The sequence below is a fragment of the Gammaproteobacteria bacterium genome, assembly GCA_029882975.1.
In the GTDB taxonomy this organism is placed as follows: Bacteria; Pseudomonadota; Gammaproteobacteria; order SZUA-152; family SZUA-152; genus JAJDNG01.
This window is the reverse complement of record JAOUJW010000013.1, coordinates 100,987-120,874: the sequence shown is the minus strand read 5'-3', so window position 1 is coordinate 120,874 and position 19,888 is coordinate 100,987. Positions and strand designations below refer to the sequence as shown.

At 48.3% G+C, this 19,888-nt stretch carries 35 protein-coding genes and 1 tRNA gene; 34 read left to right on the top strand and 2 right to left on the bottom strand.

What is annotated here, in order from left to right:
• The 33 genes from tuf to OEY58_11460 all read left to right on the top strand — a co-directional run.
• On the top strand, positions 1 to 132 hold a 132-nt coding region (gene tuf, locus OEY58_11620), incomplete at its 5' end, for an elongation factor Tu (GenBank protein ID MDH5326100.1).
• Positions 133 to 168: 36 nt separating this feature from the next.
• Positions 169 to 486: a 30S ribosomal protein S10 gene (gene rpsJ / locus OEY58_11615; protein MDH5326099.1), complete on the top strand. Its 318-nt coding sequence runs from the start codon at positions 169 to 171 to the stop codon at positions 484 to 486.
• A 59-nt stretch (positions 487 to 545) separates the two neighbouring features.
• Positions 546 to 1,190 (top strand): 50S ribosomal protein L3, encoded by a 645-nt coding sequence (gene rplC / locus OEY58_11610; GenBank protein MDH5326098.1) that lies wholly within the window; start codon positions 546 to 548, stop codon positions 1,188 to 1,190.
• Positions 1,191 to 1,200: 10 nt separating this feature from the next.
• Positions 1,201 to 1,821, top strand: a complete 621-nt coding sequence (rplD, locus tag OEY58_11605; protein ID MDH5326097.1) for a 50S ribosomal protein L4 — start codon at positions 1,201 to 1,203, stop codon at positions 1,819 to 1,821.
• A complete protein-coding gene (rplW, locus tag OEY58_11600; GenBank protein MDH5326096.1) occupies positions 1,818 to 2,114 on the top strand; it encodes a 50S ribosomal protein L23 in 297 nt (98 codons plus the stop codon). The genes rplD and rplW overlap by 4 nt, the downstream gene beginning before the upstream one ends.
• 45 nt (positions 2,115 to 2,159) lie before the next feature.
• Positions 2,160 to 2,987 (top strand): 50S ribosomal protein L2, encoded by an 828-nt coding sequence (gene rplB / locus OEY58_11595; protein MDH5326095.1) that lies wholly within the window; start codon positions 2,160 to 2,162, stop codon positions 2,985 to 2,987.
• Between the two features lie 18 nt (positions 2,988 to 3,005).
• Complete coding sequence (rpsS, locus tag OEY58_11590) at positions 3,006 to 3,278, top strand: 30S ribosomal protein S19 (protein MDH5326094.1); 273 nt, start codon at positions 3,006 to 3,008, stop codon at positions 3,276 to 3,278.
• 11 nt (positions 3,279 to 3,289) lie between these two features.
• Positions 3,290 to 3,622 (top strand): 50S ribosomal protein L22, encoded by a 333-nt coding sequence (gene rplV, locus OEY58_11585; GenBank protein ID MDH5326093.1) that lies wholly within the window; start codon positions 3,290 to 3,292, stop codon positions 3,620 to 3,622.
• 11 nt (positions 3,623 to 3,633) lie between these two features.
• Entirely contained in the window at positions 3,634 to 4,311 is a 678-nt protein-coding gene (rpsC, locus tag OEY58_11580) for a 30S ribosomal protein S3 (GenBank protein ID MDH5326092.1), read from the top strand.
• Positions 4,312 to 4,327: 16 nt separating this feature from the next.
• A complete protein-coding gene (rplP, locus tag OEY58_11575) occupies positions 4,328 to 4,741 on the top strand; it encodes a 50S ribosomal protein L16 (GenBank protein ID MDH5326091.1) in 414 nt (137 codons plus the stop codon).
• A gap of 15 nt (positions 4,742 to 4,756) precedes the next feature.
• Complete coding sequence (rpmC, locus tag OEY58_11570; protein ID MDH5326090.1) at positions 4,757 to 4,945, top strand: 50S ribosomal protein L29; 189 nt, start codon at positions 4,757 to 4,759, stop codon at positions 4,943 to 4,945.
• A 1-nt stretch (position 4,946) separates the two neighbouring features.
• On the top strand, positions 4,947 to 5,213 hold the full coding sequence (gene rpsQ, locus OEY58_11565; protein MDH5326089.1) for a 30S ribosomal protein S17: 267 nt from the start codon (positions 4,947 to 4,949) through the stop codon (positions 5,211 to 5,213).
• A 107-nt stretch (positions 5,214 to 5,320) separates the two neighbouring features.
• Entirely contained in the window at positions 5,321 to 5,689 is a 369-nt protein-coding gene (rplN, locus tag OEY58_11560) for a 50S ribosomal protein L14 (GenBank protein MDH5326088.1), read from the top strand.
• A gap of 56 nt (positions 5,690 to 5,745) precedes the next feature.
• On the top strand, positions 5,746 to 6,063 hold the full coding sequence (rplX, locus tag OEY58_11555; GenBank protein ID MDH5326087.1) for a 50S ribosomal protein L24: 318 nt from the start codon (positions 5,746 to 5,748) through the stop codon (positions 6,061 to 6,063).
• Positions 6,064 to 6,077: 14 nt separating this feature from the next.
• Positions 6,078 to 6,617 (top strand): 50S ribosomal protein L5, encoded by a 540-nt coding sequence (rplE, locus tag OEY58_11550; GenBank protein ID MDH5326086.1) that lies wholly within the window; start codon positions 6,078 to 6,080, stop codon positions 6,615 to 6,617.
• Positions 6,618 to 6,630: 13 nt separating this feature from the next.
• Complete coding sequence (gene rpsN / locus OEY58_11545; protein ID MDH5326085.1) at positions 6,631 to 6,936, top strand: 30S ribosomal protein S14; 306 nt, start codon at positions 6,631 to 6,633, stop codon at positions 6,934 to 6,936.
• Between the two features lie 35 nt (positions 6,937 to 6,971).
• Positions 6,972 to 7,367 (top strand): 30S ribosomal protein S8, encoded by a 396-nt coding sequence (gene rpsH / locus OEY58_11540; protein ID MDH5326084.1) that lies wholly within the window; start codon positions 6,972 to 6,974, stop codon positions 7,365 to 7,367.
• A gap of 12 nt (positions 7,368 to 7,379) precedes the next feature.
• On the top strand, positions 7,380 to 7,913 hold the full coding sequence (rplF, locus tag OEY58_11535; GenBank protein ID MDH5326083.1) for a 50S ribosomal protein L6: 534 nt from the start codon (positions 7,380 to 7,382) through the stop codon (positions 7,911 to 7,913).
• 14 nt (positions 7,914 to 7,927) lie between these two features.
• On the top strand, positions 7,928 to 8,281 hold the full coding sequence (gene rplR / locus OEY58_11530; protein MDH5326082.1) for a 50S ribosomal protein L18: 354 nt from the start codon (positions 7,928 to 7,930) through the stop codon (positions 8,279 to 8,281).
• 22 nt (positions 8,282 to 8,303) lie between these two features.
• Positions 8,304 to 8,795, top strand: coding sequence for a 30S ribosomal protein S5 (rpsE, locus tag OEY58_11525; protein ID MDH5326081.1), 492 nt, complete (start codon positions 8,304 to 8,306; stop codon positions 8,793 to 8,795).
• 4 nt (positions 8,796 to 8,799) lie between these two features.
• Positions 8,800 to 8,988 (top strand): 50S ribosomal protein L30, encoded by a 189-nt coding sequence (gene rpmD / locus OEY58_11520; GenBank protein MDH5326080.1) that lies wholly within the window; start codon positions 8,800 to 8,802, stop codon positions 8,986 to 8,988.
• 1 nt (position 8,989) lies between these two features.
• Entirely contained in the window at positions 8,990 to 9,424 is a 435-nt protein-coding gene (gene rplO, locus OEY58_11515; GenBank protein ID MDH5326079.1) for a 50S ribosomal protein L15, read from the top strand.
• Positions 9,425 to 9,449: 25 nt separating this feature from the next.
• Complete coding sequence (gene secY / locus OEY58_11510) at positions 9,450 to 10,775, top strand: preprotein translocase subunit SecY (GenBank protein ID MDH5326078.1); 1,326 nt, start codon at positions 9,450 to 9,452, stop codon at positions 10,773 to 10,775.
• Positions 10,776 to 10,815: 40 nt separating this feature from the next.
• On the top strand, positions 10,816 to 10,929 hold the full coding sequence (gene rpmJ / locus OEY58_11505; GenBank protein ID MDH5326077.1) for a 50S ribosomal protein L36: 114 nt from the start codon (positions 10,816 to 10,818) through the stop codon (positions 10,927 to 10,929).
• 75 nt (positions 10,930 to 11,004) lie between these two features.
• The gene (gene rpsM, locus OEY58_11500; protein MDH5326076.1) at positions 11,005 to 11,361 is read left to right on the top strand and encodes a 30S ribosomal protein S13; all 357 of its coding nucleotides are present in this window, start codon (positions 11,005 to 11,007) and stop codon (positions 11,359 to 11,361) included.
• A gap of 14 nt (positions 11,362 to 11,375) precedes the next feature.
• Entirely contained in the window at positions 11,376 to 11,762 is a 387-nt protein-coding gene (gene rpsK / locus OEY58_11495; GenBank protein ID MDH5326075.1) for a 30S ribosomal protein S11, read from the top strand.
• Positions 11,763 to 11,791: 29 nt separating this feature from the next.
• The gene (gene rpsD, locus OEY58_11490; protein ID MDH5326074.1) at positions 11,792 to 12,418 is read left to right on the top strand and encodes a 30S ribosomal protein S4; all 627 of its coding nucleotides are present in this window, start codon (positions 11,792 to 11,794) and stop codon (positions 12,416 to 12,418) included.
• Between the two features lie 96 nt (positions 12,419 to 12,514).
• On the top strand, positions 12,515 to 13,516 hold the full coding sequence (rpoA, locus tag OEY58_11485) for a DNA-directed RNA polymerase subunit alpha (GenBank protein MDH5326073.1): 1,002 nt from the start codon (positions 12,515 to 12,517) through the stop codon (positions 13,514 to 13,516).
• Between the two features lie 34 nt (positions 13,517 to 13,550).
• Entirely contained in the window at positions 13,551 to 13,949 is a 399-nt protein-coding gene (gene rplQ, locus OEY58_11480) for a 50S ribosomal protein L17 (protein MDH5326072.1), read from the top strand.
• Positions 13,950 to 14,017: 68 nt separating this feature from the next.
• Positions 14,018 to 14,398 (top strand): response regulator, encoded by a 381-nt coding sequence (locus OEY58_11475; GenBank protein MDH5326071.1) that lies wholly within the window; start codon positions 14,018 to 14,020, stop codon positions 14,396 to 14,398.
• A 193-nt stretch (positions 14,399 to 14,591) separates the two neighbouring features.
• On the top strand, positions 14,592 to 15,797 hold the full coding sequence (locus OEY58_11470) for a YeeE/YedE family protein (GenBank protein MDH5326070.1): 1,206 nt from the start codon (positions 14,592 to 14,594) through the stop codon (positions 15,795 to 15,797).
• Positions 15,798 to 15,912: 115 nt separating this feature from the next.
• Positions 15,913 to 15,988 (top strand) — tRNA-Lys (locus tag OEY58_11465).
• A gap of 19 nt (positions 15,989 to 16,007) precedes the next feature.
• The gene (locus tag OEY58_11460) at positions 16,008 to 17,588 is read left to right on the top strand and encodes a peptide chain release factor 3 (GenBank protein MDH5326069.1); all 1,581 of its coding nucleotides are present in this window, start codon (positions 16,008 to 16,010) and stop codon (positions 17,586 to 17,588) included.
• 9 nt (positions 17,589 to 17,597) lie between these two features.
• Here OEY58_11460 and OEY58_11455 read toward each other — a convergent pair whose 3' ends face one another.
• Complete coding sequence (locus OEY58_11455) at positions 17,598 to 18,140, bottom strand: DUF1566 domain-containing protein (GenBank protein ID MDH5326068.1); 543 nt, start codon at positions 18,138 to 18,140, stop codon at positions 17,598 to 17,600.
• The gene (locus OEY58_11450) at positions 18,122 to 18,685 is read right to left on the bottom strand and encodes a DUF1566 domain-containing protein (protein MDH5326067.1); all 564 of its coding nucleotides are present in this window, start codon (positions 18,683 to 18,685) and stop codon (positions 18,122 to 18,124) included. Before OEY58_11450 ends, OEY58_11455 begins: the two co-directional genes overlap by 19 nt.
• A 257-nt stretch (positions 18,686 to 18,942) precedes the next feature.
• On the opposite strand from OEY58_11450, the gene gspC reads away from it, so the two are divergent.
• Positions 18,943 to 19,878: a type II secretion system protein GspC gene (gene gspC, locus OEY58_11445; GenBank protein ID MDH5326066.1), complete on the top strand. Its 936-nt coding sequence runs from the start codon at positions 18,943 to 18,945 to the stop codon at positions 19,876 to 19,878.
• The last annotated feature ends 10 nt before the right edge of the window (positions 19,879 to 19,888 follow it).

Genomic DNA, 19,888 nt, shown 5'->3' with positions numbered 1-19,888 from the left:
ATGCCTGGAGACAACGTGGCGATGACGGTGACATTGATTGCGCCGATCGCGATGGAAGATGGCCTGCGCTTTGCGATCCGTGAAGGCGGACGCACGGTAGGCGCCGGTGTGGTTTCCAAAATTATCGAATAGTGATTGAACGTTAGAGTGGTTAAGGGTCTCTAAAACATGGCAACGACAGGACAAAGAATACGTATCCGATTGAAAGCATTCGATCATCGTTTGATAGATCAGTCGGCTCGAGAAATAGTGGAAACGGCGAAGCGTACGGGTGCTCAAGTGAGAGGTCCAATACCGTTGCCTACCAAAAAAGAGCGATGGACTGTATTAATCTCGCCGCATGTGAACAAGGATGCGCGGGACCAGTACGAGCTGCGAACTCACAAACGATTGATGGACATAGTTGATCCTACCGACAAGACAGTGGATGCGCTGATGAAACTGGATCTTGCCGCAGGTGTAGATGTTCAAATCAAATTAAGTTAATCGGTAATTTTAAGGGTCTTGAGCACCGGTTAGGCCGGTGTGGATAAGAGGAATAAAGAATGACTATTGGTGTAGTTGGTCGCAAAGCCGGGATGACTCGGGTTTTTACTGAGGACGGTGCGTCTGTGCCCGTTACTGTAATTGAGGTTGAGCCCAACCGCATTGCGCAAGTAAAAACCATGGAAAACGATGGCTATCGCGCTGTACAGGTTACCACCGGGGCTCGTCGTACGTCTCGCGTTAACAAACCTGCAGCAGGATTGTTTGCCAAGGCCGGTATTGAACCGGGTCGCGGTCTGTGGGAATTCAGGCTGAATGACGGTGAAGGCGAAGATTACAGTACCGGTTCTGATCTTAAAGTGGATATGTTCTCTGCAGGACAGAAAGTCGATGTGACCGGCACCAGCATTGGTAAAGGTTTCGCTGGTGTTATTAAAAGACATAACTTCAGTATGCAGGATGCTACTCACGGTAACTCTTTGTCGCATCGGGCACCGGGTTCTATTGGTCAGAACCAAACGCCTGGCCGCGTTTTCAAAGGGAAAAAGATGGCTGGTCACATGGGTAATGTTAAGCGCACCGCACAGAACTTAGAAGTTGTGCGAGTTGATGCGGATCGAAATTTACTGCTGATAAAAGGGGCCGTACCCGGTGCCAAAGGCAGTGATGTCATCGTGCGCTCTTCTGTAAAAGCACGTAGCTGAGGGGTTAGGTATGAATTTGCAATTAACCACTGCAACAGGCAAGGCTTCTAAAAAGACCGTAGAGGTTTCTGATGCAGCATTTGCCCGCGAATACAATGGAGCCTTGGTTCATCAGGTTGTTACCGCTTATCTGGCCGGTGCCCGTTCCGGGACGCGTGGCAGTAAAAGCCGAGCTGATGTCAGAGGCGGTGGTGCGAAACCGTGGCGGCAAAAAGGCACCGGTCGTGCTCGTGCCGGTACCTCCAATAGCCCAATTTGGCGCGGGGGCGGCATGTCATTTGCGCTGAAACCACAAAATCATTCGCAAAAAGTAAACAAAAAAATGTACCGCAATGGGGTTAGGGCCATCATGTCCGAGTTGGTTCGCCAGGAACGTCTCGTGGTGGTTGAATCCTTGGACCTGGAAGCGCCAAAAACCAAAGAGTTGGTCGATAAGCTTAAAGCATTGGGTTTGGATGATGTGTTGATTGTTGTTCCTCAAGTGGATGAAAAACTGGGTCTGGCTTCACGTAATCTATTTAAAGTGGGTGTGTGTACGCCAACAGACTTGAGCCCGGTTGCTCTGGTAGGCAGCGACAAAGTACTTATGACTGTGGATGCGGTCAAACAGCTTGAAGGAATACTCTCATGAATTTCAGTTTAGTGGCTAATATTTTGTTGTCGCCGCACGTGACGGAAAAAGCCACCATGGCGACCGAGTTGAACAATCAATACGTGTTTAAAGTTGCTTCCAAGGCCACCAAACCGCAAATCAAGCAGGCTGTGGAAAAAATGTTCGAAGTGCAAGTGGATTCTGTGCGAGTACTCAATGTTAAAGGTAAGCAAAAACGTTTTGGTATGCAGATGGGTCAACGCAAAGGTTGGAAAAAAGCCTATGTTCGCCTCAAAGATGGGCAGACCATAGATCTGGTCGGTGGTGAGTAAACCGAGTACGCGAGCACTCAAGTTCAGGTTTGAAGGATAATTGTTATGGCAATAGTTAAAGCGAAACCCACATCAGCCGGTAGACGGTTTGTGGTTTCTGTGTCGACAAGCGAACTGCATAAGGGAGCTCCCTATGCGCCGCTGGTGGAAACAAAACACCGCTCGGGTGGTAGAAACAACCAGGGTCGTATCACCACGCGACATCGCGGTGGCGGCCACAAGCAACACTATCGGATTATTGATTTCAAACGAAATAAAGACGGTATTGCCGGTAAAGTTGAACGTTTGGAATACGATCCTAATCGCAGCGCCCACATTGCGCTGGTACTGTATAAAGATGGTGAACGACGCTATATTATTGCGCCCAAGGGTGTTCAAGCCGGTACTGAAATTTTTTCCGGCTCCGACGCACCAATCAAGCCGGGTAACAGCATGAGCTTGCGACAAATGCCTGTAGGTACGGTTGTTCATTGTGTAGAACTCAAACCCGGTAAAGGCGCTCAAATTGCGCGCAGTGCCGGTGCTTCCGCGCAGTTGGTAGCGCGGGAAGGTGATTACGCGACGCTGAGACTGCGGTCCGGTGAAATGCGTAAGGTACATAGCGATTGTCGAGCTACCATCGGTGAGGTGGGTAACAGCGAGCACAATCTTCGTTCTTTGGGCAAAGCCGGTGCAACTCGCTGGCGTGGTGTGCGTCCAACGGTTCGCGGTGTAGCTATGAATCCGGTTGATCATCCTCACGGGGGTGGTGAAGGTCGTACCTCCGGTGGTCGTCATCCTGTATCACCTTGGGGTATGCCAACAAAAGGTTACAAAACGCGCCACAACAAACGAACTGACGGTATGATTATTCGCCGTCGTAAACAGAAGTAGCGGATGAGGTCATAAACAGTGCCACGTTCAATTAATAAAGGACCATTTGTCGATTTGCACTTGATCAAAAAAGTACATGCGGCAGTAGAGTCAAACAATCGCAAACCGATTAAAACCTGGTCGCGCCGTTCCATGGTTACGCCTGAAATGATCGGTCTTACAATAGCAGTGCATAATGGCAAGCAGCACGTACCTGTGTTCGTGTCCGAGGACATGATCGGCCATAAGTTAGGTGAGTTTTCACCGACACGCACTTATAAAGGCCATGCGGCAGATAAGAAAGGTAAGTAAGGAGCGTATCGATGCAAGCTAGAGCTATATTGAAAAATGCGACTCTTTCACCGCAAAAATGTCGACTGGTTGCAGACCAAGTTAGAGGTAAATCGGTGGAAAAAGCGCTGCAAATACTGGCTTTCAGTCCAAAGAAAGCTGCGTTTATTGTTAAGAAAGTGCTGGAATCTGCCATTGCTAACGCGGAACACAATGATGGTGCGGATATCGACGAATTAAAGGTATCTGCTATCACGGTGGACGAGGGGCGCACCATGAAACGAATGCACGCCCGTGCCAAAGGCCGGGGTAACCGCATTCTGAAACGAAGCAGTCACATTACTGTGACTGTCAGTGATAATTAAGAGAGGCACCAATGGGTCAAAAAGTACATCCAATCGGAATACGGCTTGGAATTGTTAAAGACTGGACATCCAAATGGTATGCGGATTCCAAGGATTTCGCCAATTACCTTAATATGGATCTGAAAGTCAGGGAGAAAATAAAAAAAGCCCTGTCTCACGCGTCCGTCAGCCGAATCCAGATTGAACGACCGGCCAATAACGCCCGTATCACCATACACACTGCCCGTCCGGGTATTGTTATCGGTAAAAAAGGTGAAGATATTGAAAAGCTGCGCAAAGAAATCAGTCAAATGATGGGCGTGGTGGTAAATGTCAATATCGAGGAAATCCGTAAGCCGGAATTGGATGCGACCCTGGTGGCTGAAAACATTGCTCAACAGCTGGAGCGCCGCATTATGTTTCGCCGCGCTATGAAACGCGCTGTCACCAACGCAATGCGTTTGGGGGCGCTGGGTGTAAAAGTGCGGGTTTCAGGTCGTTTGAACGGTGCGGATATCGCCCGCGCAGAGTGGTACCACGAAGGTCGTGTTCCTCTACACACCCTGCGAGCGGATATCGACTACGGTGTCGTTGAAGCTAATACCACTTACGGAGTCATTGGAGTTAAAGTCTGGTTGTTTAAAGGCGAAGTCTTTGAGAAAGGCATTCCCCAGGCCGGCTCCAGCGAAAACACCGTAGCGACGAACTAGGTTAGGAGTTTTTCCAATGCTACAACCAAAACGAACCAAATTTCGTAAACAACACAAAGGTAAGAACCGCGGTCTGGCGACTCGCGGTAGTAAAATCAGCTTTGGCGAGTACGGACTAAAGGCAACCGCCCGCGGTCGGATTACGGCTCGACAAATAGAGGCTGGTCGACGAGCCATGACCCGACACATTAAGCGTGGCGGTAAAATCTGGATTCGTATTTTCCCCGATAAGCCCATTACAAAGAAACCATTGGAAGTCCGTATGGGTAAAGGGAAAGGTGGTGTGGAATACTGGGTGGCTCAAATCCAACCAGGCCGCATGCTGTTTGAAATGGAAGGTGTGGCGGAAGATGTAGCGCGCGAGGCATTTCGCTTGGCGGCGGCCAAGTTGCCTGTGGCCACCACATTTGTTGCCCGTACTGTCATGTAATGTAACGGTGATGATATGAAAGCAAGCGAATTGAGAAGCAAAAGTAAAGCAGAGCTAAACGAAGAATTGGATAATCTTCTGCGCGAACAGTTTAACCTGCGAATGCAAAAGGGGATGGGACAGTTGGGCAATCCGGCCCGGTTTAAGTCTCTGCGCCGGGATATCGCCCGGGTTATGACAGTAATTAACGAAGCGGGTAAATAACATGACTGAAAACAAGGTCTTGCGCACTACAACCGGTCGTGTGGTCAGCAATAAAATGGATCGTACTATTACGGTTTTGGTTGAGAGGCAGGTGAAGCACCCCCTGTATGGAAAATATATTAAGCGTTCCACTAAATTGCACGCACATGATGAAAATAATGAGTGTAATGAAGGGGATGTTGTGTGTATTACCGAATGTCGCCCTATTTCCAAGACCAAGTCCTGGCGGCTGGTGGAAGTGGTGGAAAAAGCTGATCTGGCTGTCTAGATCGGTTTAGTGACACAATATTTGGGTTAATAAGAATTTAATGGTATCATTGCGCGCCCTGAGCGATCGGGGAAGTGCAAAATGCATGATTTTATGGAGATGTTCCGATGATTCAGATGCAAACGGTACTTGATGTGGCTGATAACAGCGGCGCACGGCGTCTGATGTGTATCAAAGTACTTGGTGGTTCCAAACGGCGATACGCCAACGTTGGGGACATCATAAAAGTCAGCGTCAAGGAAGCCATACCACGAGGTAAGGTGAAAAAGGGTGAAGTGTATAACGCCGTAGTCGTGCGTACCCGCAAGGGTGTTCGCCGTCCAGACGGTTCCCTGATTCGCTTTGATGGCAATGCTGCCGTATTGTTGAACAATCAGCATCAACCCATCGGTACCCGTATATTTGGTCCAGTAACCCGTGAACTGCGAAGTGAGAAGTTTATGAAAATAATCTCACTGGCACCGGAAGTGTTGTAATAGAGTACCTTTAGTAAGTAATTGTTTTGGTTGTGCTAAATTAAAGAGTGCAAAGCATGCGTAAAATCAGAAAAGGCGATGACGTCATAGTTATCGCGGGAAAAGACAAGTCAAAACGCGGTTCTGTCCTGCGTGTACTGGAAAACGATAGAGTCATTGTTGAAAATTGCAACATGGCAAAGAAACACGTTAAGCCCAATCCCAACTCAGGGGAGAGTGGCGGTATAGTGGAAAAAGAAATGCCACTGCACGTTTCCAATGTGGCTTTATTCAATCCGGCCACCAAGAAGGCTGACCGGGTCGGAATTAAAACATTGGAAGATGGGCGTAAAGTGCGCTATTACAAATCCAACAACGAAGTTGTTGATGTGTAAAGACGGATAAAGCAATGTCTAGATTAAAAGAATTTTATCGCAGTACAGTTGTTGATCAGTTGATGAAACAGTTCAACTATCAGAGTGTTATGGAAGTTCCCAAGATCACTAAAATCACTCTGAACATGGGTGTGGGTGAAGCCGTGGGCGACAAAAAGGTCATACAAAATGCGGTAGGTGATATGGCTAAGATTACGGGACAACAGCCCATAGTCACCAAAGCGCGTAAATCCGTTGCTGGATTTAAGATCCGCGACGGTTGGCCAATTGGTTGTAAAGTCACCCTGCGTCGTGAGCGTATGTATGATTTTCTGGACCGATTTATTTCCATCGCGGTACCCCGCATTCGTGACTTCCGTGGTTTGAACGGTAAATCATTTGATGGGCGGGGAAACTACAGTGTGGGAGTTCAGGAGCAGATCATTTTCCCTGAAATCGATTACGACAAAATCGATGCGATCCGGGGTATGGACATTACTGTTACCACAACGGCTAAAACCGACGCAGAAGCCAAGGCATTATTGTTGGCCTTTAATTTTCCGCTGAAAAAATAAACGAGATACGGGTATGGCAAAGCTATCAATTATTAACAGAGAACTGAAACGCGCGAAGACTGTACAGAAGTATTCCGCCAAGCGAGCAACGTTGAAGCAAAAACTGAAAGACCCCAATGTGAGCGCTGAGGAAAAGGAAGAGTTGCGCAAAAAGTTTCAAGCTTTGCCCAGAGATGCAAGCCCCTGCCGCATACGAAATCGTTGTCGGGTGACCGGTCGTCCGCATGGGTATTACAGAAAATTCGGTTTGAGCCGGACTAAATTACGCGAAGCAGCGATGCGTGGTGACGTACCCGGTTTGGTGAAAGCCAGCTGGTAAGCGGCTTTGTAGAGAATACAACGGAGTAAATAGAAATGAGTATGTCAGATCCCATAGCTGATATGTTGACCCGAATTCGCAATGGCCTGTCTTCAGGAAAAGTCAGCGTGAGTATGCCGTCTTCTAAAATGAAAGTGGCAGTAGCCAAACTGTTAAAAGACGAAGGGTACATTAGCGACTATGCGCATGCGGCAGATGATGGCAAGAAAGTTCTGGAAGTTTCCTTGAAATATTATCAAGGCAAGCCGGTCATCGAGACCATCCAGCGCGTTAGCCGACCCGGGTTGCGAGTATACAAGAGTAAAGACGATCTACCGCAGGTAATGGGTGGCCTTGGTGTAGCGATTATTTCCACTTCCGCGGGTTTGTTAGCGGACCGCGACGCACGCAAAGCCGGACACGGTGGCGAAGTTGTCTGTTACGTTGCATAGAGGATTATAAGCATGTCACGAATTGCAAATAGCCCGGTCAGTATTCCGTCAGGTGTTGAAGTGGCCCTCGCAGGCCAATCGATTGATATCAAAGGCGCCAAAGGTAAGCTGTCTCACAATATTCATCCCTTGGTTGAAGTGGTGCAGGAAGACAATGTGCTCATATTCAAGTCTCGTCAGAAGAGCGGCCCTGCTCGCGCTTTGACTGGAACGACTCGAGCGCTGGTTAATAACATGGTAACCGGCGTAAGTCAGGGATTTGAGCGAAAACTGGAATTAGTGGGTGTGGGTTATCGTGCCCAAGCACAGGGTAATAAACTTAACTTAACATTGGGATTTTCTCACCCGGTTGAGTTTCCGGTACCCGAGGGTATCAGCATTGAGACTCCCAGTCAGACAGAAATCATGGTCAGAGGGGTTGATAAGCAACAAGTGGGTCAGGTCGCGGCTAATATACGTGCCTATCGTCCGCCCGAGCCTTACAAAGGCAAGGGTGTCCGTTATGCCAACGAACAAATCGTCCGCAAAGAAGCCAAGAAGAAATAAGTAGGTTAAGCGAAATGGATAAGAAATCACAGCGAATTAAGCGTGCGAAGCGCAGTCGAGCGAAGATCAAAGAATTAAGAGTTTTTCGCTTGTCAGTATTCAAAACCCCAATGCATACCTATGCCCAGATCATTGATCCTACCGGCAGTACAGTGGTTGCTGCGGCAGCTACGGTGGAAGCGGACGTTAAAAAGGGTTTGAAGCACACCGGAAACAAAGATGCAGCGGCAAAAGTCGGGCAGTTGATCGCAGAGCGGGCAAAAGCCGCCGGCGTAGAGACGGTTGCATTTGATCGTTCCGGATTTAAGTATCATGGTCGCATTAAAGCGTTGGCTGATGCTGCGCGCGAAGGCGGACTGCAATTCTAACTGTAAACACGGCGAATAAAACATGGCAACACAAAGTGATGGCTTAATCGAGAAATTGGTAACTATAAACAGGGTTGCCAAAGTAGTTAAAGGCGGGCGCCAATTTGGATTTGCTGCCTTGACCGTCGTCGGCGATGGTAATGGGCGAGTAGGATTCGGTCGCGGTAAAGCACGTGAAGTGCCTGTCGCTGTTCAAAAAGCGATGGATGATGCCCGCAAGAATATGAAAACCGTAACCTTGAATGAAGGTACGTTACAGTACCCATTGGTTGGCGAACACGGTGCTGCAAAAGTGGTTATGTTACCGGCATCAGAAGGTACCGGAATTATCGCCGGTGGTGCTATGCGTGCAGTATTCGAGGCGGTAGGCGTACACAATGTGCTGGCCAAATGTATTGGCACCAACAACCCCATAAACGTGGTTCGCGCCACTTTTGACGGGTTGACAGCAATGGCGACTCCGGAAGCGGTAGCCGCCAAACGTGGAAAAAGTGTAAAAGATATAGTGGGATAATCACATGAGTGGCACTGGTGAAATCAAAGTTACCCTGGTAAAGAGCGTTATTGGCAGACTTAAAGCCCATAAAGCCTGCGTTGCGGGATTAGGGTTGCGTCGGATGCATCATACGGTAACCGTGCAGGATACGCCTTGCAACCGGGGTATGATCAACAAAGTCTCTTACCTGTTGAAAGTAGAGGAAGTTTAAAATGCGTCTCAACACATTACAGCCCGCAGAAGGATCCAAAAAAGACGCGAAGCGTGTCGGACGTGGTATTGGCTCCGGTTTGGGCAAAACCGGTGGTAGAGGTCATAAGGGACAGCATTCACGCTCCGGCGGTTTTCACAAGGTAGGCTTCGAAGGCGGTCAGATGCCTTTGCAGAGACGCCTGCCCAAAGTGGGTTTTACTTCACGCAAAAGCTTGTTCCATGCCGAAATTCGCTTGCATGAACTCGCCAAAGTTGAAGGGGATATGGCCGACTTGGAAACCTTGAAAAAGGCCAACATTATCGCCAAGAATGTAAAAACTGCCAAAGTAATTGCTTCAGGTGAAATCAGTCGTGCTGTGACGCTTAAAGGTATTGGTGCAACGAAAGGCGCCAAAGCGGCAATCGAAGCGGCCGGCGGCAAAGTCGAAGGATAGTACATTGGCGGCAAATCGTTCAGCAATGATGGATGCGTTGGGTTCCGGTAAATTATCGGAACTGAAGAATCGTCTATTGTTCGTGGCTCTGGCTCTGATCGTATTTCGGGTGGGTTCTTTTATCCCGGTACCTGGAATTGATCCGGATGCAATGGCCAGTTTCGTGGAGCAGCAAAAAGACACCATATTGAACATGTTCAATATGTTCTCGGGTGGGGCGTTGGAGCGCCTGTCTCTATTCGCGCTGGGTGTTATGCCGTACATTTCTGCATCCATTATTATGCAATTGCTTACAGCTGTGATCCCTTCTTTAGAGCAATTGAAAAAAGAAGGAGAAGCCGGGCGCCGGAAAATTACCCAATACACTCGCTATGGCACAGTGGGCTTGGCTACGTTTCAAGCCATCGGGGTTGCCATTGCCTTGCAGACTCAGTCCGTGGGTGCGTTGGCAGTAGTACCTAATCCCGGAACGGCGTTTGTCTTCGGAGCAGTTGTTAGTTTGGTTACTGGAACCATGTTCCTCATGTGGTTGGGTGAACAGGTTACCGAAAGAGGGATAGGTAATGGGATATCCATTATCATTTTCGCCGGTATCGTTGCCGGACTGCCCTCAGCCATCGGGGGTACCCTGGAGCTGGCACGAGTGGGTGAGCTCAGCGCGTTTCATGTGCTCGGGATCATCATTTTGGCTGTTGTGGTTACCGGTTTTGTTGTTTTCATGGAAAGAGGGCAGCGCAGAATTACGGTTAACTACGCCAAAAGGCAGCAAGGGCGTAAAGTTTACGCGGCGCAAAAAACACATTTACCGCTAAAAGTGAATATGGCCGGGGTTATTCCGCCTATTTTTGCTTCCAGTATTATATTATTCCCCGCCACCCTGGGTGGTTGGTTTGGTCAAACCGAGGGGATGGGGTGGTTGAAGGATTTGTCTTCCACATTAGCACCCGGGCAGCCTATGTATGTGATTTTCTATGCTGTGGCCATAGTATTCTTCTGCTTTTTCTACACGGCGTTGATGTACAACCCCAAAGAAACCGCAGACAATTTGAAGCGATCCGGTGCGTTTATTCCCGGTATTCGCCCCGGTGAGAACACGGCGCGCTATATAGACACCATCATGTCGCGTTTGACATTAATTGGCGCTGTATATATCACCGCCGTGTGTTTGTTACCGGAATTTATGATTTTAAAATGGAATGTTCCGTTCTATTTTGGCGGTACGTCCTTGTTGATTATCGTGGTGGTGGTTATGGATTTCATTGCTCAAGTGCAATCCCATTTGCTGTCTCACCAATACGAAGGTTTGATGAAAAAAGCGAACCTGAAAGGTTACGGCCGAACCGGTCTGTGAAGATAAGCTTGAGATTTATAAAGATATTTGGAGCGCAGTCATGAAAGTCAGGGCATCAGTGAAGAAAATTTGCCGGAAATGCAAAGTTATCCGTCGCAAAGGTGTTGTGCGTGTTATTTGCGCAGATCCGCGCCATAAACAGCGTCAAGGTTAATTATTATTGATTTGTTTTTTAAGCGAATTTACAATGGCGGGTTTACCGCTACGAGTGATTTAGGAGAACGTTTGGATGGCCCGTATAGCAGGCATCAATATCCCGGTTCATAAGCATTTAGTTATCGGGTTGACATCAATTTTTGGAGTGGGTGAACCCCGGGCACGTAAGATTTGCGCAGACACCGGTATTGATCCGACTACCAAAGTTAAAGATTTGTCCGAAGGGCAATTGGATTCATTGCGAAACGCTGTCGCAGCGTATTCCGTCGAGGGTGACTTGCGACGTGAGATATCTATGAATATCAAACGCTTGATGGATCTTGGCTGCTACCGCGGCATCCGTCACAGACGCGGTTTGCCTCTGCGCGGTCAACGCACTCGAACTAATGCGCGCACTCGTAAAGGGCCGCGTCGAATGATTAAGAAATAGGATAGGTATTCACTATGGCAGCTAGTCCCCGCAATCGTAAGCGCGTAAAGAAGAATGTGGTAGATGGTGTGGCACACATTCATGCCTCTTTTAATAACACCATCGTGACTATCACAGACCGCCAGGGTAATACGCTGGCATGGGCCACCGCCGGTGGTTCCGGTTTTCGCGGTTCGCGTAAGAGTACCCCCTTTGCTGCGCAGGTAGCCGCAGAGAACGCTGGTAATACTGTGAAAGATATGGGTATGAAGAATATGGAAGTCTGTGTTAAAGGTCCCGGACCTGGTCGTGAATCAGCTATCCGCGCCTTGAATGCGCAGGGTTTCAATATCACCAGCATTACGGATGTGACTCCTATTCCTCATAACGGTTGCCGCCCACCGAAGCGTCGCCGAGTGTAATCAAAGATCATAAGTCTGGAGACTTTTTAATGGCTAGATATACCGGACCTAAATGTCGTCTGTGTCGACGTGAAGGCAGTAAATTGTTTTTGAAGGGTGAGAAATGTTTTTCTGCCCGTTGTCCTTTTGAAAACCGGGATTTTCCACCGGGTCAGCACGGACAGCGTCGTGGTCGCTTGTCGGACTACGCAGTACAGTTGCGTGAAAAACAGAAAGTGCGCCGTACCTACGGTATTTTGGAGCATCAATTTCGCCTGTATTATAAAGATGCAGATCGACGCAAAGGCGCTACCGGTGAGAACCTGTTACAATCGTTGGAATCTCGCTTGGATACCGTGGTATACCGAATGGGATTTGCCAGCTCACGCAACGAAGCGCGTCAACTGATTCGTCACTGCGCCATTTTTGTAAACGGAAAACGCGTAACGATTCCTTCGTATCAGGTTAAAGCAGCTGACGAGCTGAGTGTTAGTGAAAAAGCCAGGAATCAACTACGGATTCAAGGGGCTTTGGAAATGGCTGCGCAAAGAGGGTTCGTGGATTGGGTGGACGTAGATGTGAAAAAGATGTCAGGGGTTTTCAAAGCATGTCCTGAGCGCAGCGACTTGTCTCCAGACATAAATGAACATCTCATTGTTGAATTGTATTCTAAATAATTGAACAGGCTGGTAAAAACTAATACATCAGCTACAATTCCAACGAAGCAACAATATTTTTGTCGACTGGAACTGAGTGCCTAGAGAGGACGATTCATGCAGGGTTCACTTTCTGATTTTTTGAAACCTAGTATTGTAAATGTACAAAATATAAGCAGCACCCGGGCCAAAGTGACGTTAGAGCCTTTAGAGCGAGGCTTTGGACATACTTTGGGTAATGCCTTACGGCGGATTTTGTTGTCATCGATGCAGGGCGCCGCTGTTGTTGAAGTGGAAATTGACGGTGTGTTACACGAATACAGCACTATAGAGGGTGTACAAGAGGACGTTATCGATATCCTTTTGAACCTGAAAGGTCTGGCTTTGCGTATGCACACACGAAACGAAGCCGTGCTTACCTTACATAAGAAAGGTGAGGGCCCGGTAACGGCCGCGGATATCGCACTGGATCACGACGTGGAATTGATCAACCCCGATCATATCATTGCCAATCTTACCAAAAACGGTGAGTTACGTATGAGCTTGAAAGTGACTACGGGGCGTGGCTACCAACCTGCGAACCAGCGTTCCAAGCCCGATGAAGATCAAACCATTGGTCGCTTACATTTGGATGCCTCGTTTAGCCCTATCACTCGAGTATCTTATGTGGTGGATGCGGCTCGCGTAGAGCAGCGTACCGATTTGGACAAATTGGTTTTCGAACTGGAAAGCAACGGTACTATTGATCCAGAAGACGCCATTCGCAGTGCGGCAACCATACTTCAGGATCAATTATCCACTTTTGTGGATCTGGAAAGCCAAGAAGAAACGGAAGCCAAGAAAGAAGAGCCTGAAATCGATCCTATCCTGTTACGACCGGTGGATGATTTGGAGCTTACGGTTCGGTCCGCTAACTGCTTGAAAGCCGAACAAATATTTTATATTGGGGATCTGATTCAGTGCACCGAGGTTGAACTGTTGAAAACACCTAACCTGGGCAAGAAATCCCTAACCGAGATAAAGAGCACATTAGCTACCAAGGGCTTGTCTCTGGGTATGCGACTGGAAAACTGGCCACCCGCTAGTTTGAAGGATCAAAAAGAAAGCTCTGTTGTTTAACTGTAAAACATAGAATACGAAGTAAGGAACTGTTATGCGCCATCGTCACTCAGGTCGCCAATTAAATAGAAACAGCAGTCATCGTCAGGCGATGTTTCGAAACATGGCTACTTCTTTGTTTAAACACGAAGTCATTAAAACTACTTTACCGAAAGCCAAAGAGTTACGCAGAGTTGCTGAGCCTTTGATTACGCGGGCTAAGAATGACTCCGTTGCCAATCGTCGTTTAGTGTTTGATCGTCTGCGCGATCGAGATATGGTAACGAAGTTATTTAACGAAATAGGTCCTCGATACAAGCAGCGTCCCGGCGGTTATCTTCGCATTCTCAAGTATGGTTATCGAACCGGCGACAATGCGCCTATGGCCATTGTAGAGTTGGTGGATCGTCCTGAAATTGCTGAGGAAGTAGAAGAAGGCAGCGTAGAGTCCTGATACACAAAATGATGTGTAATTGCAAATAAGCCGGTATAAAAACCGGCTTTTTTGTCTGGTAAGTCAAAATGGGCCAACTAAAACGAATTTTATACGTAGATGATGATGCGGACATTCGTGCCATTGCGCAGTTAGCTTTGGAATCTGTAGGGGGGTTCGACGTTTGTCTGTGTGATTCGGGGGCTAAGGCTTTGGAGGAGGCCACAGCATTCGCACCCGACCTGATTTTACTCGATGTCATGATGCCATCATTGGATGGTCCTGCAACACTACAACAATTAAGAATAATTCCTGATTTGACCGCCACACCCGCTATATTTTTGACCGCAAAGGCACACCCGGATGAAATTTCGGATTTAAAAGCGCAAGGAGTGATTGACGTTATAATCAAACCTTTTGATCCCATGACCCTGTCAGAACAAATCCTGCAGATTTGGAACGGGCTTTGATGTGCTTGCAAATTTCTTCGCGATACCCAATTAGCCTATTTCGCCTAACATTAACGACAGCATTGCAGCTCTAAGACTACAAAAAAACACGTGTTTTTGCGGCTTGTCCGGATTAATTTTCATTTAACTGTATTAGGATTATCTGATAGACTTACGGCTTTCGTGAAACCAGATCTTATAAGCGGAGTCACTAATGGACCTACATATTACCCAGCAAGTTTTACTGGCCGGTTTGATCATCGCAGTGGTGATGGGAGCTGTTGTCAACAAAACCAACTTCTGTACCATGGGCGCGGTTTCGGACATGGTGAATATGGGGGATAAGAGCCGACTCAGAGCCTGGTTTTTGGCCATCGCGGTCGCTATCGTCGGAGTTATCATCTTGGAATACGCTGGTATGGTGGACACCTCCAGCATGCGGCCTCCTTATCGTACGGCCATGTTTGATTGGCTCCGCTATATTCTTGGTGGTGTCCTGTTCGGTATCGGTATGACATTGGGTAGTGGTTGCGGTAACAAAACCCTGGTACGTATCGGCGGCGGTAATATCAAGTCTGTTTTTGTTTTGGTGATAGCGGCTTTTTTCGCCTATCTGATGACGAAAACCGATTTTTACGGTGTTTTGTTCTACAGTTGGATGAATCCCATAACCATCGATTTGGCCAAACTGGGTGTTCAGGGGCAGGATTTGGGTAGTGTGTTTGCGGCAACCGGCATGGCTGACGCGGTCACAATGCGGTTGATTCTTGGCGGCTTAATAGCTGTTGGTTTGTTGGTCTATGTGTTTAAGTCTGAGGATTTTCGCAAGGGTCTGGACAACATCGTGGGTGGTCTGGTGGTTGGATTGTGTGTAGTTGCTGCCTGGTATGTGACCAGCGGTCCCATGGGCCAGGAGTGGATTGGTGAGACCGAAATGATGGATGAGATTCCGCTGGGTGTGGGTTCCCAGTCCTTTTCTTTTACCAATCCCATGGGGGAGACCTTTGATCTGGCTCTCAGTGGTGGTAATAAATTGTTAATTACCTTTGGTGTGGCGGGGTTATTTGGGGTGATTCTGGGCTCGTTCCTGTATGCCATTATATTCCGTAAATTTCGCATCGAGTGGTTCACTGGATTGAAGGATTTTGCGGCTCACGCGGTTGGCGGTACCTTGATGGGTATTGGCGGCATCCTGTCCATGGGGTGTACTATCGGACAGGGTGTAACCGGTTTCTCTACTCTTGCGATTGGCTCAATGATGGCCTTCGTATCTTTTATTTTTGGCAGTGCTCTGACCATGAAAATCCAGTATTACAAATTGGTTTATGAAGCTGACGCCAGCTATGCCGCTGCTTTTATTACCGCCCTGGTGGATATGAAATTATTACCCAGTGGTATGCGTAAGTTGGAGGCGGTGTAAAAGATCAAAATCAATTATTTGAGGCGATTTGTCGGCTAAAAAAAGCGCCGAAAATCGCCTCAAGGTCTTGTTATTCTCAATCATTTCTGTATGATTGCAGCTCTTTTCCAAACAGGGGCCGTTAGCTCAGTCGGTAGAGCACCGGACTTTTAATCCGTGTGTCATAGGTTCGAATCCTATACGGCCCACCATTTTTTTCCTTTGGATGTAATGGCAAACATAGCTGAACAAGCTCAATTGAGGCGAAGTTTCGCCATCATTTCTCATCCGGACGCGGGAAAAACCACCCTCACTGAGAAGTTGTTACTTTACGGTAAAGCCATCCAAATGGCTGGTACCGTAAAGGGTCGCAAAGCCGCGCGCCATGCCACATCAGACTGGATGGCCTTGGAACAACAACGTGGTATTTCCGTTACCTCTTCGGTTATGCAGTTTCCCTACGAAGGGCGAACCATCAACCTTTTGGATACTCCGGGACATGAGGACTTCTCCGAAGATACCTATCGCACCTTGACCGCAGCGGACTCCGCTCTGATGGTGATTGACTGTGCCAAAGGGGTGGAAGACCGTACCATTAAGCTGATGGAAGTGTGCCGTCTGCGTGATACCCCCATCATCAGCTTCATTAATAAGCTTGATCGCGAGGGACGGGATCCGGTGGATTTGCTGGATGAAGTAGAGGACATTCTCAAAATTCAGTGTGCCCCCATCACCTGGCCCATTGGCATGGGTAAGCAGTTTAAAGGGGTTTTCAATCTCTATCATAATAATGTGTATTTGTTTAGCCCCAGCCACGGTGGCAAAGTTCAGGAAGGGGAAATCATCGAAGGGTTGGATAATCCCCGGTTGGATGAATTGTTGGGTCCCATTATCTCGGAATTCCGTGAAGAAGTGGAGTTGGTTCGCGGTGCCAGCCATGAATTTGACCGGCAAGCCTTTTTGGAAGGCAAATTGACCCCTGTGTTTTTCGGGTCCGCGATCAATAATTTCGGGGTCAAGGAGTTGCTGGATGCGTTGGTGGATTATGCTCCGGCACCGCCCCCGCGCCAAACATTAAGCCGTGAAGTCTCTCCCGATGAACAACCGTTCACCGGCTTTGTTTTTAAAATTCAGGCTAATATGGATCCTGCTCACCGTGACAGAATTGCTTTTTTGCGTATTTGTTCCGGTGAATACACTAAGGGTATGAAGTTGCGACATGTGCGTATTGGGCGTGACGTAAAAATCCCCAATGCCATTACCTTTATGGCGTCAGATCGGGAGCATGTGGAGAACGCATATCCGGGTGATATTATAGGGCTACACAATCATGGCACCATCCAAATCGGTGACACCTTTACCCAGGGTGAGGACCTTAAATATACCGGTATTCCTCATTTTGCTCCTGAACTGTTTCGCCGGGCACGTTTACGTGACCCGCTAAGGCTAAAAGCCTTACAAAAAGGGCTGCAGGAGCTGTGCGAAGAAGGGGCGTCACAACTGTTTCGACCCCTAAATAATAACGATTTGATCGTGGGCGCCGTGGGTATACTGCAGTTCGATGTGGTCGCGCACCGTTTAAAGCATGAATACAATGTGGAATGCAGTTTTGAAACGGTTAACGTCGCTACCGCACGCTGGGTTAAATGCGAGGACGCTAAACGGTTGGAGGAGTTTCGTAAAAAAGCCGCTGACAATCTTGCATTAGACGCTGCCCAACAGCTGTGTTACATCGCCCCTACCCGAGTGAATCTAGAATTGACCATTGAACGTTGGCCGGAAATCCAGTTTTTGGCGACGTGCGAGCACTGAGTCGCTTTCTCAAGGCTTCAACGATCCTAAATCTTTGACCAAGCGTAGCAGGGCTCCACGCGAGTCTTTGTCCACGTGGTTTTCTCCAAACTGAAATTGTACCAGCCAATGATAATCGGCTTGTCCGACAAAAGGTGTTGCTGTCCAAAAATGATCGATCGGAGTGTCTGGAAACACGGTTTGATCGATAGCCGGGGATTGGCATTTGGATTCAACCAGGGCACTCAGTTCATTAACTGAGGGTAGACGCCAGCCAACAAGCTGTGCTGCGGCGGCATTGCTTGCCTTGTGCCAGGATTGGTGAAGAGCCTGACCCAAGCAGCGCTTATTGTCTTGATCCCAACGTTGTCCCAGACTACAGCGTTGCCACAATAATCCACTGCGGGTATCCAGGGCGGTACCATTTTTGTATAAGGTGAATACTTTGGCAGGTGCTGTGGCCGTAATCGCCGGGTTGCAGTCCTGGCTCCAGGTAAAGCTTGAATATAGGCCCAACAAGACGGCCAGACGCCTTGGAGCGACTTTGCATTGAGTTATGTTTTTGGCGGCCATGGACTTACCAGGCGAATATGGCCTTGATCGCTCTTAAAATAGGAATAGTCAAAACCAAAGGTGAATCCAATGCCCCAGGCGCTGTCTCGGTCGTTGGCATCCGCGGTAGAAGACCAGTAAAACTGTGAAGCCGTGTTGGGGAACCAGATGGGGTTTATGGCTGGGCCGGGTGCGGGCTGGGTGTAGTCTACTAAAGAGCGCAGTTCTTCCCTAGTGGGTAAGCGCCACTGCGAGCTGCCACATAAACTTTGGACGTTGATGTTGACGATATAGGCATTGGTGTCACACTGTATGGGGCAGAGCCCACGATTGCGATAGCCCGCAAAGCCGCCGTTGTTTTTGGGGTCGTCGCTAAACCAGGAATAGGTATAGAGGCGGTTTTTTTGGGTTTTTAGTTCCCACAGTAAACCGCTTTGTTGATCGAAAACACAGGCTGCTTGATCCATGGGAGAGGCCTGGCCGGCTGCATTCACGCCGTTATAGGGGAGATTGGATGCGACAGGAGTGGGTTCTTGAGTGAGGTTCTGGCATGCATTTAAGGTCATGGTTGAGCTCAGGACTGAACTTAGCCACACAAATGGTAGACTAATCAGTGAGGTTAATCGCCTCGGTGCGGATGGTGGCTTTGATGTTGGCATAAATGCGCAATACAATCAATAAGTTACGATGATAGCGGACGGTCCGATCATTCTTTGGAAGATCCGGTTTTGTGTAAAGTTTACAATATTTATTTGAATCAATCAGGTATCATTATCCATCCGTGAAATTCGATAACCATTCATGAAGGGGGAATGGGGTTTACATGAAGTATTGGGAGTTTTTTTTACAGCATTACTGGGTTGATCGCCTGGATAAGCGTATGCCCGCCATGGTAACCATATTATTAGTGATCATGCTGGGCAACACTCTGGCGCAGATAACCTGGAAGCTGGTCCCCGTGCCTGAGCATCGATCAACTTTTTCTCAAGATAATAGAGGTCACGTTTCCCCGGTTTCCCGCACTAACGCACAGGAACCCGTTGCCTTGCAAATTTCTGCCTGGAATTTGTTCGGTAAATTTGAGCAACAAGTGGTGGTTGAGGACAGTCCGCCACCACCGGTAGAAGATGCGCCGGAAACACGGTTGAACCTGAAATTAAAGGGTGTGTTCGCTACCAAGGATCCTTATAGCGGCTTGGCCATTATTGCCGACAGTAAGGGTGATGATGCTTATTTTTCAACCGGAGAGACGGTGACGGCCGGAGCGGTATTGGCTCAGGTTTTTGAAGATAAAGTTCTGTTGGAGCGCAACGGTAGTTATGAAACGCTTAAATTGCCGGTGGAATTGCCCCCGTCCACCGGTGCGGACGAAATGCGGCGGGACGCCAGTTTGCGGCGCTCATCCGCTCCGTCGCGGGATCTTCAGATGAACCCCGCGGCACAGACTACGTTAAAAAAGTATCGAGACGATTTGGTCAATAACCCACAGACTGTCATGAGCAAGTTTCCCTTGCGGGTGCAACCGTACAACAAAGGCGGTAAACTTGTGGGTTATCGGGTCAGGCCGGGGAAGGATCGCAAGCTGCTGGGAATGCTGGGGTTGCGTAATGGCGATGTGGTAACGTCCGTCAATGGTATTCCCTTGGATAATCCGCTTAAAGCCTTGGAAATTATCAAGGCCTTACCCAGTACAACCCAGTTTACGGTGGATTTTGAGCGTAATGGTGTGCCACAATCATCTTCTTTTACCTTGCCTTAGCTTAACGGTT